Genomic DNA, 15,778 nt, shown 5'->3' with positions numbered 1-15,778 from the left:
TATGCGGATGAAACACCTGATTGCCGCGGCCTTGACCGCCCTCACCCTCTCCGGTTGCAGCCTGGTCTATCGTATCGATATTCCCCAGGGCAACTATGTGGAACAAAAACAGGTCGACAAACTGCGCCAGGGGATGACCCGCGAGCAGGTCAGCTATGTACTGGGAACCCCCATGCTGCGTGACGGCTTTGATCCCAACACCTGGTACTACCTCTATGAGTTCCAGCCGGGGCGCGGTGAGAAAGAGCGCAAGGAGCTCACCGTCACCTTCGCCAATGACAGGCTGACCACAGTGACGGGTGACTTCCCGCTGCCAGCAGCTTTCAATACCCCGCTCTGATATACCGCAAAACCGGCCTCGTGCCGGTTTTGTTTTATCCAGCCTCCGCACTATGTATCCCGCCCGTTATCCTGTCAGGGAATGTCGTGTCATATCCTCCCATTGCAGCTGCCTGCAAATTGGCTGATGCTGATGAGCAGCCACCATAACCTCAACACCATCGAATGACACAGGGAGAATCCCCATGAGCCGGATCCTGATTGCCGGAGCCAGCGGCCTGATCGGTCGCGAACTGGTGCAGCAACTGCCTGCCGAACATGAACTGACCCTGCTCTGTCGCAAGCCGGGCAAGGAGGCGCACCACTGGCTACCGGTCAATTTTGATGATCTGGCCAGCGTCACCCTCTCCCGCCCGGTGGATATCGCCTTCTGTGCCCTCGGCACCACCCGCAAGGAAGCAGGCTCTGCCGAGGCGTTTCGCCGGGTCGATCTCGACTATGTGGTCGCCTTTGCCGAGCTGGCCCGCCGTCACGGCTGTCAGCGCCTTATCGTGGTCTCGAGCATGGGGGCCAGTGCATCGTCCCCGGCTCTCTATCCGCGTACCAAGGGGGAGATGGAGCAGGCCCTGCTGGCCCAATCCTGGCCACGGCTCGCCATCGTACGGCCCGCTATGCTGCTCGGGGATCGCCAGCCACCGCGCCTCTCCGAGCAGATCTTTCAGACCATCTACCCGCTGTTTCGGCCACTGCTGGTGGGCAAGCTCGCCCGTTGGCGCGCCATCGAGGCCCGTCAGGTGGCCCACGCCATGATCGCCCTCTCGAAACTGCCCGCCGGGTGCGAGATTGTCGAGAATGAGCAACTGCTGGCCCTCTGAGCCCGGCCTTTTCCACCGCTTTCGCATACCGTCGTGAAAACAGAAGGGCAAGCCAACCGGCTTGCCCTTTGTCTATCTGTTGGCGTGATACACCCCAACCATCTCTTGCCACCATTGACCGCGCTCGGCAGTCAGGGCAACCGCCATCAACCGCGAATATGGTCGATAAAGGCGTCGATCTGCTCGCGAGTGCAGGCAGGATTCATAAAGACCGCCTTCTCCCCGGCGATGTAGGAGTATTTGCCGCGGGCATCGTAGTCAGAGTGGGCCACCGCCTCCACCCAGTTGGTGTAGAGCCCCACCTTGCCGCGCCCCTTGAACAGGCTGCGGTGGTAGTCAGTGTTGCGCTGCAACCGCGCCTTGTAGGCAGGGTCGCTGGAGCGGGCCAGCTCGAAGGCGAATTCGGCCTCCGGATCGCTCACCCACTCGGGGTTGTAGATCTTGAAGCCGACGCTCGGCCCCTGATTCTCCTGCGCCACCAGCTTGACGTTGCCCAGCTGGCTTAACCGGAAGCGGAAGTAATTGGCATTTTGCAGGCAGTGGGCCAGCACGGTGCGATACCCCTCGACCCCCATATAGTTGAGCGCCGCATAGGCACCGAACAGGCCGCTCGCGCCGCGGGAGCACTCAATGGTGGATTGCAGGTGGGTCTGGCCCTGAATATCCCGCTCGAAGTAGGAGAAGTTCTCCGGGTCATTCTCCATCGCCTTGAGGTCATCCTGCTCCTTGATCATCACCAGACTGGAGGTGTAGGGCACATAGCCCCACTTCTGGAAGTCGACGGTGAAGGAGTCGGCATATTTGAGCTCGGCAAAGCGCACCACGTTGCGCTCGATCCCCGCCAGAGTGGCGCTGTTGATGGCGAGCGGGTTGGCGGCAAAGTCGTAACCCAGGAAGAAGATCATCGACCAGCCGATGGCGGCATCGACGTGGATATGGGGCTTGACCGCCACCTCGAACTGCTCGCAGAGGCGATTGCGCAGCTCGAACACGGGTTTCACCTGATCTACCCCGAAGGTGTCGGTGGTGCCCATGGTGAGCATGATGGTGGGCACCACGTGTTTCAGGGCAAAACAGGCGGTCAGGGTGCGTTCGAGGTGGTCGAGATCGATGTCATTGTTCTCCCCCACCTGAATGCGGATGGTCTTGTTCTCGATGTCGACCCCGAGCAGGGAGAGGTTGGTGATGTTGGAGTAGTGACCGCCCTGGGAGTTGATGATGCGGTAATCCTGATAGTGGCCGAGCCCCTTGTGCTTGGCTTCGGGCAAGGTTTTGCGAATGCCGAGCAGGTAGCCGTAGAGGTTACAGAAGGTCCCCCCCTGGGTGAAGATGCCGGTGGCACGCTCGGGGTCATAACCCGCCAGCAGGGCAATCTGGCGCACCACCTTCTTCTCCAGCTCCTCGGCGACCCCGGCATATTCGGAGTAGACCAGATTGGGGTTGGCCAGAATGCCCAACTGGGCACCGTAAATGGCGGGATCCGCTGACATGGTGATGACGTTCTCGACGCTGGAGGGGTTCTCCCAATCCTTCGATAGAGCAGCGGCAAACAGCAACTCGGCCATCGGCTCGCCCGGGGTGCGCATGGTGGCGGGCACCGGCATGGTCTCGCAGAGATCGGCCAGGCGGGCACGGCCATCAGGCCAGGCGTTCAGGCGGGCATCCGGCGCCAGGCCACGGGCCCGAAATTCGTTGAGGGTGGCAAATCCGGGTTCGCGAAAAACGGGCCAGAGATCGGGATTACGCGAGAAAAAGTTGGCTTTGACGGTGGCGAAACGGGCGGAGAAATCGGGGTGGACGGCATTGACGCTGTCGTCTTTAAGATAAACTAAGTCACTCATTTTTATACCATTAGTACAGCAAGTGTGCGGCCGTTATACCCCTGTGTCAGCGGGGCCAACAGTGACAATATCTAATGGCCTACCCTACTTTTTGTCATGTATCAGCCATCACAAGGGCTGGCAAAAAGGCGCCTTTGAGGCGCCTCTTTATATTTCGTGATCTTGCTCCCATCCTGGCTGACAGCGCCCTCACTACCGGACCGCCATCAGCGCAGCCCTCAACGCAGGGAGGCCAACAGCCACTCGGCAAACTCCGTCAGCTCACTCTGCTGCTGCGGAAAGGCCGCCAGCCAGGGCAGCAGGCGCGCGGAAACAGCCTCCGCTCGATAGCCGCAACCCGCCAGTTCGGCCGCCAGCCGATCAAACGGGGCCGGCTCCAGAGTATCGCTAAAGAGCTGCGCCCGGGTGATGACCCCTTTCTCCACATCAAAGTGCAGCTCCACCCCGCCCCAGCTGAACCGCTCCTCCAGCAGATGGGTGAAGGCGGGCGCGTGGCCATAGTTCCACTCCCAACTGCGCTGGCGAGCGAAGGTCTCGGCAAAGCCCGGCAGATCCGGCATCTGCTCCGGGGAGATATGCTCGGGCTCAACTCGCGCGCCGTAATGATGGAAAAAGGCCTCCTGCAGCGCCTCGCTCACCTGTTGATGGTCGATCCCCGGCTGCAGTTCGCACAGATTGGCCACCCGGCTGCGCACCGAGGTGATCCCCTTGGCCGCCAGCTTCTTGGGGTCGGGGTTGAGGTAGTTGGCAAGGCGGCCGAGATCGGCATCCAGCAGCAGGGTGCCGTGGTGGAACCCGCGATCCAGAGTCTCCCGATAGGCCGACCCCGATACCTTGCGCTCCCCGTCCGGGGTGACCACCAGCAGATCGTTGCGACCGGAGGCAAACGCCTCGATCCCCAATCGCTTGAGCCCGTCCAGCACGATGGCGGTGGAGACGCTCTTGTCATACTCCGGCTTGCCCGCCATGAAGGTAAAACAGCTGTTGCCAAGGTCGTGAAACACGGCGCCCCCCCCACTGCTGCGGCGAGCCAGGGTCACCCCGTCCTCCGCCATTCGGCGGGTGTTGCACTCCTTCCACGGATTCTGGGCCCGGCCGATCACCACGGTATTGGCGTTGCGCCAGAGGAACAGCACCCGCTGGCCGGGGTCCATCTGGCGGAAAATGCACTCCTCTACGGCCAGATTGAACAGGGGATCGTGAGAGTCGGAGACAAGCAGACGCAAGCGGGACATAAAAAGACCTTATCCGGAACAGGGAGCAGCATGATAACACTGACGGGGTCCCATCACTGGCCCGTTACGCATTAACCGATGTGCAGCAGGTGTGACACATTTGCGTTACACCTGACCGCCCCATAAAAGTATCTATTGATATAACGACACAGCCTGACGTGCAACCACCGAGGAATCGCGGTTAAGCCGCAATCGAAACAATAAAAACGGGAGAAAATGGCTAGAATGCGACCACAGAGATAAGCCATATGGATCTCTTATTAATCACCTGGCTTGCGAGAAACAGCATGTATATATCCAGTGTGATGAATGACAACAAAATGACTACCCAACCCACCGATGCCTCGTTGCAGAGACTTGTTCTCCCCTTGCAGGTTACAAAGAAGTGCTTGAGTCCAGCTTAGAATCTGCTGCTGTTTCACCACGACCGCGACCATGGTCCGTTCTAACGCGCAGCGAGGAACGAGAGGTAAGGTTGATCGCTCCCCAAAAGTGGAGTTCACCCGATAATCGCGCCAATCACGGCAATGCGCGACACCACAGCCCCGGCCCTGCGGGCTGTGTGGCTAGTGCAGAGACATCAACAGACCCTGGACACAGCTCCCGAGAGAAACATTGTATGACGGAGAACGCAGCCCCTCGCCAGCACCTCAGCTGGTTTCTGCCAATGCTGGTCGGTATGGTTATCGCCACTCTGACTTCAATCCCCGTGCGAGCCCGGGAGCAAGTCATCGTCCAGTTGCCATGGCAACACCAGTTCCAGTTTGCTGGTTACTATGCGGCCATCGCCAAGGGGTTTTATCGGGAGGCCGGTCTGCAAGTGACCCTGCGCGAAGCGGATTCCCGCACCGATGTGGTCAGCGAGGTGATCTCGGGAAAGGCCCATTTTGGCATCAGCGGCAGTGATCTGCTGCTGGATCGGGCTGCCGGTCGTCCGGTAGTGGTGCTCGCCGCACTGCTGCAGCACTCGCCTCTGGTTCTGCTCACGCGGGATCGGCCAGATATTCGCAACCCGGCCGATCTGGCCAACAAGCGACTGATGCTGGAGCCAGGCTCCAACGAGCTGCTGACCTACCTTTCCCACCAGACCCGCAGCCGCGACTGGGTCACCCTCCCCTACAAAGAGGGGATACAAGCACTGCTGGCGGGCAAGGTGGATGCCATCAGTGCCTATAGCACTACCGAGCCCTTCTATCTGCAACAAAAAGGGATCCCCTATCGGGTCTTCAGTCCGCGCACCATCGACTTTGACTTCTACGGCGACAACCTGTTTACCTCCGAGCGGGAGCTGATCACCCGACAGGATCGGGTATACGCCTTCCAGCAGGCCAGCCTCAAGGGGTGGCGCTATGCAATGGAACACCCCGAAGAGATGATCAACCTGATCATGGCGCTGTATCCCAACGCTGCAAGTCGTGAACAGCTTGAGTTCGAGGCCCGCGAAACCAGAGAATTGATGCAACCGGACCTTATCGAACCCGGGTATATGCAACAGGAGCGCTGGCAGCAGATCGCCAAAACCTATCTGGAGGCAGGCATGCTCACGGTATTGCCAAACCTCGACCGCTTTATCTACGACCCCACGCAGGAGCGGCTGCGCCAGCAACGGCAACTGCTCGACAAGAGCGTGGCGGTGGCCATGCTTATCACCTTTACCCTGATGACATTACTCGGCATCTTCTTGCACCTCTACCTGCGCCTGCGTCAGGAGGCGCTGGATCGCCAGCGGCTAACCCGCGAGCTGGCCCAGAGTGAGCAACACTACCGCTTCGTAGCGGAGAACAGCGCCGATGTGATCTGGACCATGGATGCCGCCAGCTTGCGCTTTCGCTATATCAGTCCGGCCATCGCCTCCCTGAGCGGCTACGAGGCCCCCGAGCTGTTTGCCCTGCCCCTCAAACAGCTGCTGCCGGATGCTTCAAGACAACTGCTGCGCGAAGAGCTCTCTGCCACCCTGGAGGCATGGTTACGGGGAGAGCATGACCAGACCCGCCGCGTCATTCGCACCCAGTTGCGCCACAAGGACGGCCATCTGGTAGCGACCGAGACCATTACTACCCTTCATGGTAACCACAAGACCCAACCGGAGGCGATCCTCGGGGTCACCCGGGATATCACCGAGCGGGCGGCGCGGGAGGAGATGATGCGCCGCCTCGCCTTCTATGACTCCCTCACTGGCCTACCCAATCGCCGCTTGCTGCAACAACGACTCAAGGAGCTGCTGGAGCAGGAGACGCCTCGTCCATTGGCTGTGATGTTTATCGATCTCGATCACTTCAAGCCGATAAACGATACCTTCGGCCATGAAACCGGGGATATCTTGCTCAATCTGGTGGCCGAGCGGATGAGCCACTGCGTGCGCAAACAGGACCTGGTGGCACGGCTGGGGGGCGACGAGTTCGTTATCTTGCTGCCGGAGACTGGCGACGAAGTGCTGGCGGTGGCCGACAAGCTGCACCAGCAGTTGCGCCATCCATTCCAACTGGAGGAGCAGAAGCTGCTTATCTCCAGCAGTATCGGGCTGGCGCTCTATCCCGAGCACGGGGAGGATGCCAAAACCCTGATGCACCACGCCGATCAGGCTATGTATCAGGCGAAGCATCGCGGCCGCGGCCGGGTCTGCCTCTTTACCCCGGGCCTTGATCCGGAACAGGGTGCCCTGCTGTGGCAACCCGGCCACGAATGCGGTCACCCGCGTATCGATGCCGAGCATCGTCAGCTGTTCGTGCTGACCAATCGGCTGCTGGAGCGGATGAAAGCTCAGCACGACAACCCTGCTCCGTTTTTGGATAGTCTTGAGAGACTGTTAGAGATGGCCCGCCATCACTTCGCTTTTGAAGAGCAGATGCTGGTGGAGATCGACTATCGGGAACTCGCCAGTCACCGTCAGGATCACCTGCGCCTGCTCAACAAGGCAAGCCAGTTGCTCCTCGCCGCCAAAGCGGGGACGCTGGGCAACGACGAGCTGCTCAACTTCATCATTCAGGAGCTGGTGGTCGGACACATGAGTCAGGCGGATCGTCGTTACTTCCCCCAGTTCAGACCAGAACGCTGCTTGCCTATTGCGGAAGGGGCCGCCTAGTCTCCCCGCAGGGCGACCACGGGATCGAGGCGTACTGCCCGCAAGGCGGGTGCGACCCCGGCCAGCAGACCGACCAGGGCGCTGCAACCGAGCGCCAACAGCAGATAGAGAGGATGAAGGGTGAGCGGCAAGCCGGCCGCCAGCAATCCGAGCAGCAGTTTGAGCCCGCCGAGCAGGGCCAGTCCCATAGCCCCGCCCAGCAGTGCCAGCACCACGGCTTCGAGCAGAAACAGCAATAGAATGCGCCGCCGTGGGCAGCCCAGCGCCATTAGCAAGCCCACTTCGGGGATCCGCTCCTGCTGGGCGATGCTCATGATGCTGAAGATGCCGACCGCCCCGATCAGCAGCGAGATAATGCCGAGCCCGCCCACCGCCAGCTTGATGATGGAGAGGATCTTGTCGAGGCTGGTCAGCATGTCCTGCTGGGAGGCGAGAGTGAAGTCCTCGGCGCCGTGGCGGGCGATCAGCACCCGCCGGATCTGGGCGGTGATATCGGCCTCCGTCTGCCCAGCGCGATAGATGACGTCGATCTCCTGCAGCCCCTCCTTGTTGAACAGCGCCTGGGCGTGGGCGGCGGGCAGATAGATCATGTCATCCAGATCAAAGCCGAGAAATTGCCCCTTGGGCGCCAGCACCCCGGCCACCCGAAAACGGCGATCACCAGCGCGCAATAGACTCCCAGGCGCATCGCCACCGGGAAACAGCTCAGCCGCCACCTTGGCCCCCAGCACCGCATAGGCGCGGGGCATGGCACTGTCGTCCGCGGGCAGAAAACGTCCCTGCACCAGGGTGAGTCGCCAGCCGGAGAGCGCCGCCGAGCCTGTGCCCAGAATAGCGGTACTGCGGGTCAGTCCGCGGCTGCGCACCTCCCCCTGCCCCTGCACCACAGGGAGCGCCGCCTCTACCCCTGCCAATCTGGCGAGGGCATCGCCATCCTCCAGCAGCAGGGGACGGCTGCTGGAGAGGATGCCGGGCGGGCCGCCTGCGGTTTCGGTCTTGCCCGGGGTCACGGCGATCAACCGGGTGCCAAATTGGGAGAAGCTGTCGAGCAGATAGAGCCTGAGCCCCTCGCCGATGCCGGTGAGCAGGGTCACCGAGGCGATCCCGATGGCAATGCCGAGCGCCGACAGCAGACTGCGGCTGCGCCCCGCCAGCAAGGCGCGCCAGAGCCAGAACAGCAGATCGGCGGCGCGCATCAGCCACCGCTCCACTGCCCGCTGCGCAGGCTGCTGACCGGATCTTGCCGTGCCGCCCGGGAGGCGGGCAGCCAGCTAAAAAACAGCCCGGTCAGCAGGGCCGCCGGTATGGTGCAGAAAGTAGCGAGCAGAGGGACCGCCGCCGGAAATCCGGGCCAAATCACTCCGGCGAGTGCAACAAGGGCATAGCCCAACACAGTGCCAAACAGCGCGCCACTGCCGCTTAGCAGCAGCGCCTCCCACAAAAACAGCTGGCGGATCTGGCGACTGTCGGCCCCCAGCGCCTTGAGCAGGCCGATCTCGCCGGTGCGCTGGCGGGTGCTGATCAGCGCCAGATTCATCATCATGATGCCAGAGACCAGCAGGCTGATGGCGCCGATACCGGCAACGGCCAGGGTGAGAGTCGAGAGAATGGTGGAGAAGGTGGCCAGCATGGCGTCACGGCGCACCACGGTCACATCGAGCACCCCGTGGCGCGATTGCATCAGCTGCTCCAGTCGCTTGACCAGCGGGGGCACCGCTTGCCCCGCCAGCGGCTGGATCAGCAGCCGAAACAGCCCCTCGGTGTTGAACAGCCGCATGGCGCTACCGACCGGGATCAGCGCGGCTTCGGCCATGTCCATCCCCAGATTGCTGCTCTGGCTGGTGAAGACCCCCACCACCCGAAAGCGGCGATTGTCAAAACGCAGCCACAGGCCGACCGGATCGGCCTGACCGAACAGCTCACGGGCCACCTTGGCCCCGAGCAGAACGGCCGGGCGATCCTCTGCGGCATCCCCCGGTAGCCAGCGGCCGGAGAGCAGCTCCAGCCCGTGGGTATCGCGCAGCCCGTTGCTGCTGCCAAGCAGCATAGTCTGGCGCAGCCGCGCCCCCTGCTTGGCCTCGGCAAAGCCCATCACCAGCGGCACCAGCCGCACGTTTGGCTGATGCTGGCCAAGGTAGTGCATGTCATCGAGTGTGATCTGCCGCAGACTGTTGCCGGTGACCGGCGGCAGCCCGCCGGTGGTCTCCTTGCGGCCCGGGAACATCACCAGCAGATCCTTGCCAAGGGAGCTGAACTGGTCGGCCACATAGCGCCTCGCCCCCTCCCCCAGCGCGGTGAGCAGCAGCACCGAGGTGACGCTCAAACTCACCGCCAGGATCAAGACCAGCGCCCGTGAGCGCTGGCGCAGCAGGGCCACGGCGGCAAAGCGGATCACATCGGGGCGCCGCATTCAGCCACCGCCGCTATCAATGTTGATGCGGCCATCGTTCATCAGGATCCGCCTGCCCGCCCGATCACCGAGGCGCGGATCGTGGGTCACCACCACCAGCGTGATCCCCTGCTCCCGGTTGAGCCCCTCCAGCAGGCTAATCACCTCCTCCCCGGAGCGGGAGTCGAGATTGCCGGTGGGCTCGTCGGCCAGGATCAGCCGCGGCGCCATCGCCATGGCACGGGCGATGGCTACCCGCTGACGCTGACCACCGGAAAGCTCGGCAGGGCGGTGTCCGGCCCGGTTCTCCAGCCCCAGCTCCCCCAGCAACTGCTGGCTGCGGCGATGGCGCTCGACGGGGGCGATCCCGCACAACATCAGCGGCAGCTCGACGTTTTCACGGGCGGTGAGGCGGGAGATAAGGTGAAACGACTGGAACACGAAGCCGATGCGATGACCGCGCAGCTGGGCCAGCGCCGGCTCTGACAGGGTGGCGGTATCCTCCCCTCCCAGCCAGTAACGCCCATCGTCGGGCCGATCCAGCAGCCCCAGCACATTGAGCAGGGTCGATTTGCCGGAGCCCGAGGGGCCCATCACCGCCAGATACTCACCCTCGGCAACCCGCAGGGATACGCGATCGAGGGCGGCCACCTCGCTTCCCCCCAGAGTGAAACGACGGCTGACGGCCTCGAGGCGAATGAGATCACTCATCCGTCTGCTCCGTGGCGGCGCTGAAAGGGCCCTCCCCGACAATCTGTCCGGGCTGGGCTGCCAGCCGATCATCGGCGGCGAGCCCCTCGGCCACCTCAATCCAGTTCCAGTTTTCCACGCCCCAGCGGGGTACCACCCGCACCAGCTTATCCCCTTCCAGCCGCAGCACGCTGCCATCGTCGGCCCGGCTGCTGGCCGCTACCCGCAGCACATCGGTGGCGCGGGTCACCTCGACCTCAAGATCGGCGCTGTAGCCGATAAGCAGGGGCACATCAGTGGGCAGGGCAGTGAGCGATGCCTCCACCTCGACGGTGCGGGCCTGCTTCTCCAGCTCCTTCACATAGGGGGCGATGCGGGTGACGGTGGCGGCAAAATCGCGCCCGGGCATGGCGTCGAGCAGTACCCGGGCAGGCTGCCCCACCTTGAGGCGGGCGGCATCCACCTCATCGATGGGGGCTGAGACATACAGACAGCGATCGTCGATGAGATCGATAACGGGGGGCATGGCCACTCCGGGCGGTGAGGGGGTCATGTATTCGCCCAGCTTGCTGTTGACCTCCGCCACCACTCCGGCAAACGGCGCCAGCAAGCGGCGCTCGCTCAAGCGTGCCTCCACCTGGGCGACCTGCGCCTCGTCAACCCGCTCCTGCTGACGGGATGCCTGACAGACATAGCGGCGGGTATCGGCCAGATTCTGGGCCTGCTCGGCGAGGGTGCGGGAGGTGAGGTTTTTGGCCAGCAAGGTGGCCAGCCGGTTGGCCTCCCGCTCGTAGTAGTCCGCCTCGCTGCAACGCTCCTCGCGCTGGGTCTTGCCAAGGGCCTGCTGGGCGCGGGCCCGGGCGAGATCGGCGTGAATATCGTCACTCCAGAGGGTCAGCAGCAGATCTCCCCGGGCTACCCGCTCCCCGGCCTTGACGGCGATCTGCTCCACCACGCCGCCACCGGGCAGACTGAGTCCGGCTCGCTGACACGACTTGATGGTGCCGGCCCGGGTATTGACCACGGTGACCAGCACATCCCCCCGCCCGACCTCAGCCAGCCTGATCGACGTCGGCTGCGGTCGCCACCACCATGCCACAGCAGCCACCGCCACCACAGCGCCACTTCCCCACCACAACCAACCTCTCTTCATCGCGCATCCTTTCGCTAGTGACTCCCGTCATGTGCGTCGGGAGAGCAGGGCATAATAGAGCAAGGGTATCACCACCAGGGTGAGCAAAGTGGAGACCAGGATCCCGAAAATCAGGCTGATGGCCAACCCGTTGAAGATGGGATCGTCGAGGATAAACAGGGCCCCGATCATCGCCGCCAGCGCCGTCAGCATGATGGGTTTGACCCGCACCTGCGCCGCTTCGATTACCGCCTGCTCGAACGCCACCCCGGCGCTGCGCTGCTGCTCGATAAAGTCCACCAGCAGGATGCTGTTGCGTACGATGATCCCGGCCAGGGCGATCATCCCGATCATCGAGGTGGCGGTAAACTGGGCCCCCAGCAGGGCGTGGCCCGGCATCACCCCTATGATGGTGAGCGGAATGGGAGCCATGATGATGAGCGGCACCAGATAGGAGCGGAACTGGGCCACCACCAGCAGGTAGATGAGGATCATCCCCACCCCGTAGGCTAGCCCCATGTCGCGGAAGGTCTCGTAGGTGATCTTCCACTCCCCGTCCCACAACAGCGCCACCTCTCCCAATTTATCGGGCTGCTGCACGTAATATTGGGGCAGGTCGATGTCGGCACCGGCGGCAAACATGCCGTAGAGCGGGCTGTCGGTATGTCCACCCATGTCGGCCACCACCATCACCATAGGCTGCATGTTCTTGTGCATGATATAGCTGGGGACCACCTCATCACGGCGATTCACCAGCTCGGAGACCCGCACCAGCTGGCCGCTCTGGCTGCGCACCTTGAGGGCCAGTACGCCCGCCAGATCCCGTTTGTCACCGGGAGCCAGTTCGATGCGGATCGGCACCGGATACTTGGCACCGTGCCCCTGCAGCCAGCTGGCATCCTGATAACCCACCCCGCCATTGAGGGTGTTCACCAGATCCCCGAGATCGACTCCGAGCAGGGCCGCCTTGCTGCGATCCACCACCAGCCGCCACTTGGGCTGCGGGTCGGTCAGATAGATATCCACATCCACCAGATCCGCCGTGGCCACAAAACGGGCCTGTACGGCGCGAGCGGCCGCTTCGCGGGCGGCCTGAGTCGGGCCATAGATCTCGGCAACGATGGGAGACCAGACCGGCGGGCCGGGGGGCACCTCAACGACTTTCAGGTTGCCCCCTGCCGCACTGGCGATGGCCTGCAGCGGGGCTCGTACCGATTGGGCAATTTGGTGGCTGCTGCGATGGCGCTCATGCTTGTCCACCAGATTGACCTGAATATCCCCCACGTTGGCACCGCTGCGGATAAAGTAGTGGCGCACCAGCCCGTTGAAGTTGATGGGGGCCGCGGTACCGGCGTAGATCTGGTAATCCTTCACCTCGGGCACCTTGGCAAGCTCCCGCCCGACCGCCAGCAGAGTGCGCTCGGTCTGCTCCAGAGTCGCCCCCTCCGGCATATCGAGCACCAGCTGAAATTCCGATTTGTTGTCGAAGGGGAGCATCTTGAGCACCACCCACTGCACCATGGGCATGGCGGCGGCCGCCCCGACCAGCAGCAACACCCCCAGCCAGAGTTTGCGTCTGGCGCGCTTGGCGCCATCACCGATCAGAAAAGGGGTCATCAGCCGGTGAAAAAGACCCGCCTTGGCTTCGCCGTGGGCACCGTGCACCTCCCCCTTGAGTAAATGGCTCGCCAGCCAGGGGGAGAAGATGAAGGCCACCAGCAGGGAGATAAGCATCCCCATGCTGGCATTGATGGGGATGGGGCTCATGTAAGGGCCCATCAGCCCGCTGACAAAGGCCATCGGCAGCAGGGCCGCGATGACGGTCAGGGTCGCCAGTATGGTCGGCCCCCCCACCTCGTCCACCGCCCCCGGTATCAGATCCTTGAGCGCCCCCTTGCCCAAACCGCGATGGCGGTGGATGTTCTCCACCACGACTATGGCGTCATCCACCAGAATGCCGATGGAGAAGATCAGCGCAAACAGTGACACCCGGTTGAGGGTAAAGCCCCAGGCCCAGCTGGCGAAGAGAGTCAGCGCCAGGGTGATGACGATGGCAACGCCCACCACCAGCGCCTCGCGCCAGCCCATGCTCACCAGCACCAGCAGCACCACCGCCGTGGTGGCAAAAATCAGCTTGCCGATCAGGGTGTTGGATTTGGTCTCGGCGGTGACGCCGTAGTCCCGGGTCACCGTCACCTCGACCCCGGCCGGAATAAGCCGATTCTTGAGACTCTCGACCCGCGCCTCCACCCGCTTGGCCACATCGACCGCGTTCTGGCCCGGCTGCTTGCCGATGGCCAGGGTCACCGCCGGATAACTGGCCTGCCCCAGCCCCATCCAGCTGCGTTTGGTCGGGGTCTCCTGACCCAGAGAGACCCTGGCCACATCCCCCAGATAGACCGGCTTGCCGTCGTGCAGCCCCACCACCAGCTCTCTAGCCTCCTGCTCGCTTTGCAGGAACTGCCCCACCTGCACCTTGATCTCACTGTTGTCCTGCCAGGTGGCCTGTGTCGTGCCTACCTGATTGGCGGCCGCCAGTCGCTGGCTCAGATCGCCCCAGCTGATGCCGTGGGCGCTGAGGGCCGCCGGATCCGGCATCACCCGCAACACGGCACTCTGGCTGCCCAGCGTGTAAATATCGCGGGTACCGGGAATGCGCTTGAGTTCGGTCTCCAGCTCATGGGCGACCTGGGTCAGCTCGGGTGCCCCCAGTTGCTTGCTCCCCTCTTTGCTCCATAAGGTCAGACTGACGATAGGGACATCATCGATCCCCCGGGGTTTTACCAGCGGCTGACCGACCCCGATCCCCTGTGGCAACCAGTCACGGTTGGAGTCGAGCTGGTTGTTGAGATCGACGATAGCCTGCTCGCGGCTCACCCCCACCTTGAACACCACCACCAGCAGGGCGCCATCGGGTTGGGAAAAAGAGTAGAGAGTATCGATCCCCTTTATCTGGGAGACCACCTGCTCGGCAGGGGTGGTGACGAGAGAGGCCACTTCAGCCGGAGTGGCTCCCGGGAAGGGAATGTAGACATCAGCGAAGGTGACATCAATCTGCGGCTCCTCCTCCTTGGGGGTCACCAGCACTGCAAACAGGCCGAGCAGCAGCCCCACCAGCGCCAGCAGCGGGGTGATGGCCGAGCCCTGAAACAGCGCAGCCAGCCGACCGGCAGGCCCCAGCCTCTCCTTGTTGCCGTTCAGCTCGCTACTCATGGGCCACCTCCTGCTGCTGCGCCCAGGCATCGGGGGCCAGCTTGTCACCGGCTTGCAGCCCGGCCAGGATCTCGCACTGCCCTTCAAAGCAATGGCCGACCCGCACCGGCGTCAGGGCCCAGCCAGCGGGCTGCTGCAGATAGACGCCATTGAACTCCCCTTGCCGCAGCAGGGCGCGTACTGGCACCTGCAACACCTGACGCTCACCCTGCTTGAGCTGAACCTTGAGCCACATGCCGGGCAATACCGCAGCGGTTTGCGGCGGCAAGTCGAGGCGCAACCTGAAGGCGTGGCTCTGGCTGTCGGCATAGTTAAAGCGGGTCAATTTGACCGGGGTAACGGCCCTGCCATCCGGCAGCAGCACCTGCACATCCGCAGGCTCACGAGCCAGCGTCAGCGCGGATTGGGGCAACTCCACCTCCACCCGCAGTGTGTCTAGAGAGAAGCCGGAGAGCAGCGGGGTACCGGGGGCGACAGTCTCCCCCAGCTCTACCAGCCGTTTGGTCACCACTCCGGCATAGGGAGCCAGAATGCGGGTATAGCCGTAGGCCTCGCGGGCCTGAGCGAGGGCCGCGTTGGCGGCATTGACCTCTGCGCGGGCGGCACGATCCGTCGCCTGGGCATTATCGAGCTGGGCGCGGGTGATCACCCCCTTGGCAATCAGCGCCTGAAAGCGGGCGAGCTGACGCTCGGCTTCCACTTGCTGGGCCTGCGCCCGCGCCAGCCGCGCCTGCGCCCCCGTGACGGCGGCAAACTGCTCTTTGCCGCTGATCTCCAGCAGCGGCTGCCCCGCCTGCACCTGATCGTTCACATCCACCAGCATGCGGGAGACCCGGCCGCTGGTCTGGGCCGCCACCGTCCCCTGATTGATGGCACTGACGGTGCCATCCAGCGTCAGCCAGTCGGTCACCTGACGAGGGGCAAGGGTCAGGGTTGCATCGCCATTCGCCTCGGCAGACCATGTTATCGGAGAGACAAGAGCGGAGACCATGGCCAGCATGGTGGCCCCCAGCACGCGGATCTGTTCCATGATAATCCTCCT

11 protein-coding genes are annotated in these 15,778 nt (G+C 63.1%); 3 read left to right on the top strand and 8 right to left on the bottom strand.

Annotation, left to right across the window (positions count from 1 at the left end; translation table 11 throughout):
- Position 1: 1 nt before the first annotated feature.
- Both bamE and G5149_RS04345 read left to right on the top strand, forming a co-directional pair.
- The gene (bamE, locus tag G5149_RS04350) at positions 2-340 is read left to right on the top strand and encodes an outer membrane protein assembly factor BamE (RefSeq protein ID WP_005344334.1); all 339 of its coding nucleotides are present in this window, start codon (positions 2-4) and stop codon (positions 338-340) included.
- Positions 341-524: 184 nt separating this feature from the next.
- Positions 525-1,154 (top strand): NAD(P)H-binding protein, encoded by a 630-nt coding sequence (locus G5149_RS04345; protein WP_103250592.1) that lies wholly within the window; start codon positions 525-527, stop codon positions 1,152-1,154.
- A 146-nt stretch (positions 1,155-1,300) separates the two neighbouring features.
- On the opposite strand, the gene G5149_RS04340 is transcribed toward G5149_RS04345, so the two are convergent.
- Both G5149_RS04340 and G5149_RS04335 read right to left on the bottom strand, forming a co-directional pair.
- Positions 1,301-2,995 carry a pyridoxal phosphate-dependent decarboxylase family protein gene (locus tag G5149_RS04340; RefSeq protein WP_421211747.1) on the bottom strand — a complete coding sequence of 565 codons (1,695 nt, stop codon included), beginning with the start codon at positions 2,993-2,995 and terminating at the stop codon, positions 1,301-1,303.
- 218 nt (positions 2,996-3,213) lie between these two features.
- On the bottom strand, positions 3,214-4,230 hold the full coding sequence (locus G5149_RS04335; RefSeq protein ID WP_421211745.1) for a lipoate--protein ligase A: 1,017 nt from the start codon (positions 4,228-4,230) through the stop codon (positions 3,214-3,216).
- A gap of 619 nt (positions 4,231-4,849) precedes the next feature.
- On the opposite strand from G5149_RS04335, the gene G5149_RS04330 reads away from it, so the two are divergent.
- A complete protein-coding gene (locus G5149_RS04330; protein ID WP_421211743.1) occupies positions 4,850-7,312 on the top strand; it encodes a diguanylate cyclase domain-containing protein in 2,463 nt (820 codons plus the stop codon).
- Here the strand turns inward: G5149_RS04330 and G5149_RS04325 are convergent.
- From G5149_RS04325 to G5149_RS04300, 6 genes are read right to left on the bottom strand one after another with little or no spacing between them, the layout of a single operon-like run.
- Complete coding sequence (locus tag G5149_RS04325; protein ID WP_421211741.1) at positions 7,309-8,508, bottom strand: ABC transporter permease; 1,200 nt, start codon at positions 8,506-8,508, stop codon at positions 7,309-7,311. The two genes, G5149_RS04330 and G5149_RS04325, sit on opposite strands and share 4 nt — an antisense overlap.
- Complete coding sequence (locus G5149_RS04320) at positions 8,508-9,722, bottom strand: ABC transporter permease (RefSeq protein WP_421211739.1); 1,215 nt, start codon at positions 9,720-9,722, stop codon at positions 8,508-8,510. The genes G5149_RS04325 and G5149_RS04320 overlap by 1 nt, the downstream gene beginning before the upstream one ends.
- The gene (locus tag G5149_RS04315) at positions 9,723-10,412 is read right to left on the bottom strand and encodes an ABC transporter ATP-binding protein (RefSeq protein WP_201986045.1); all 690 of its coding nucleotides are present in this window, start codon (positions 10,410-10,412) and stop codon (positions 9,723-9,725) included.
- Positions 10,405-11,544 carry an efflux RND transporter periplasmic adaptor subunit gene (locus G5149_RS04310; RefSeq protein ID WP_421211737.1) on the bottom strand — a complete coding sequence of 380 codons (1,140 nt, stop codon included), beginning with the start codon at positions 11,542-11,544 and terminating at the stop codon, positions 10,405-10,407. Before G5149_RS04310 ends, G5149_RS04315 begins: the two co-directional genes overlap by 8 nt.
- A gap of 27 nt (positions 11,545-11,571) precedes the next feature.
- Complete coding sequence (locus G5149_RS04305; protein WP_421211735.1) at positions 11,572-14,736, bottom strand: efflux RND transporter permease subunit; 3,165 nt, start codon at positions 14,734-14,736, stop codon at positions 11,572-11,574.
- Positions 14,729-15,766, bottom strand: coding sequence for an efflux RND transporter periplasmic adaptor subunit (locus G5149_RS04300; protein ID WP_337073603.1), 1,038 nt, complete (start codon positions 15,764-15,766; stop codon positions 14,729-14,731). The genes G5149_RS04305 and G5149_RS04300 overlap by 8 nt, the downstream gene beginning before the upstream one ends.
- Between the last annotated feature and the right edge of the window lie 12 nt (positions 15,767-15,778).

Origin of the sequence: Aeromonas sp. 600479 (assembly GCF_049175515.1) — a bacterium.
In the GTDB taxonomy this organism is placed as follows: Bacteria; Pseudomonadota; Gammaproteobacteria; order Enterobacterales; family Aeromonadaceae; genus Aeromonas; species Aeromonas veronii_A.
Note: the sequence above shows the minus strand (reverse complement) of the source record. Positions and strands in the feature narration are given on the sequence as shown.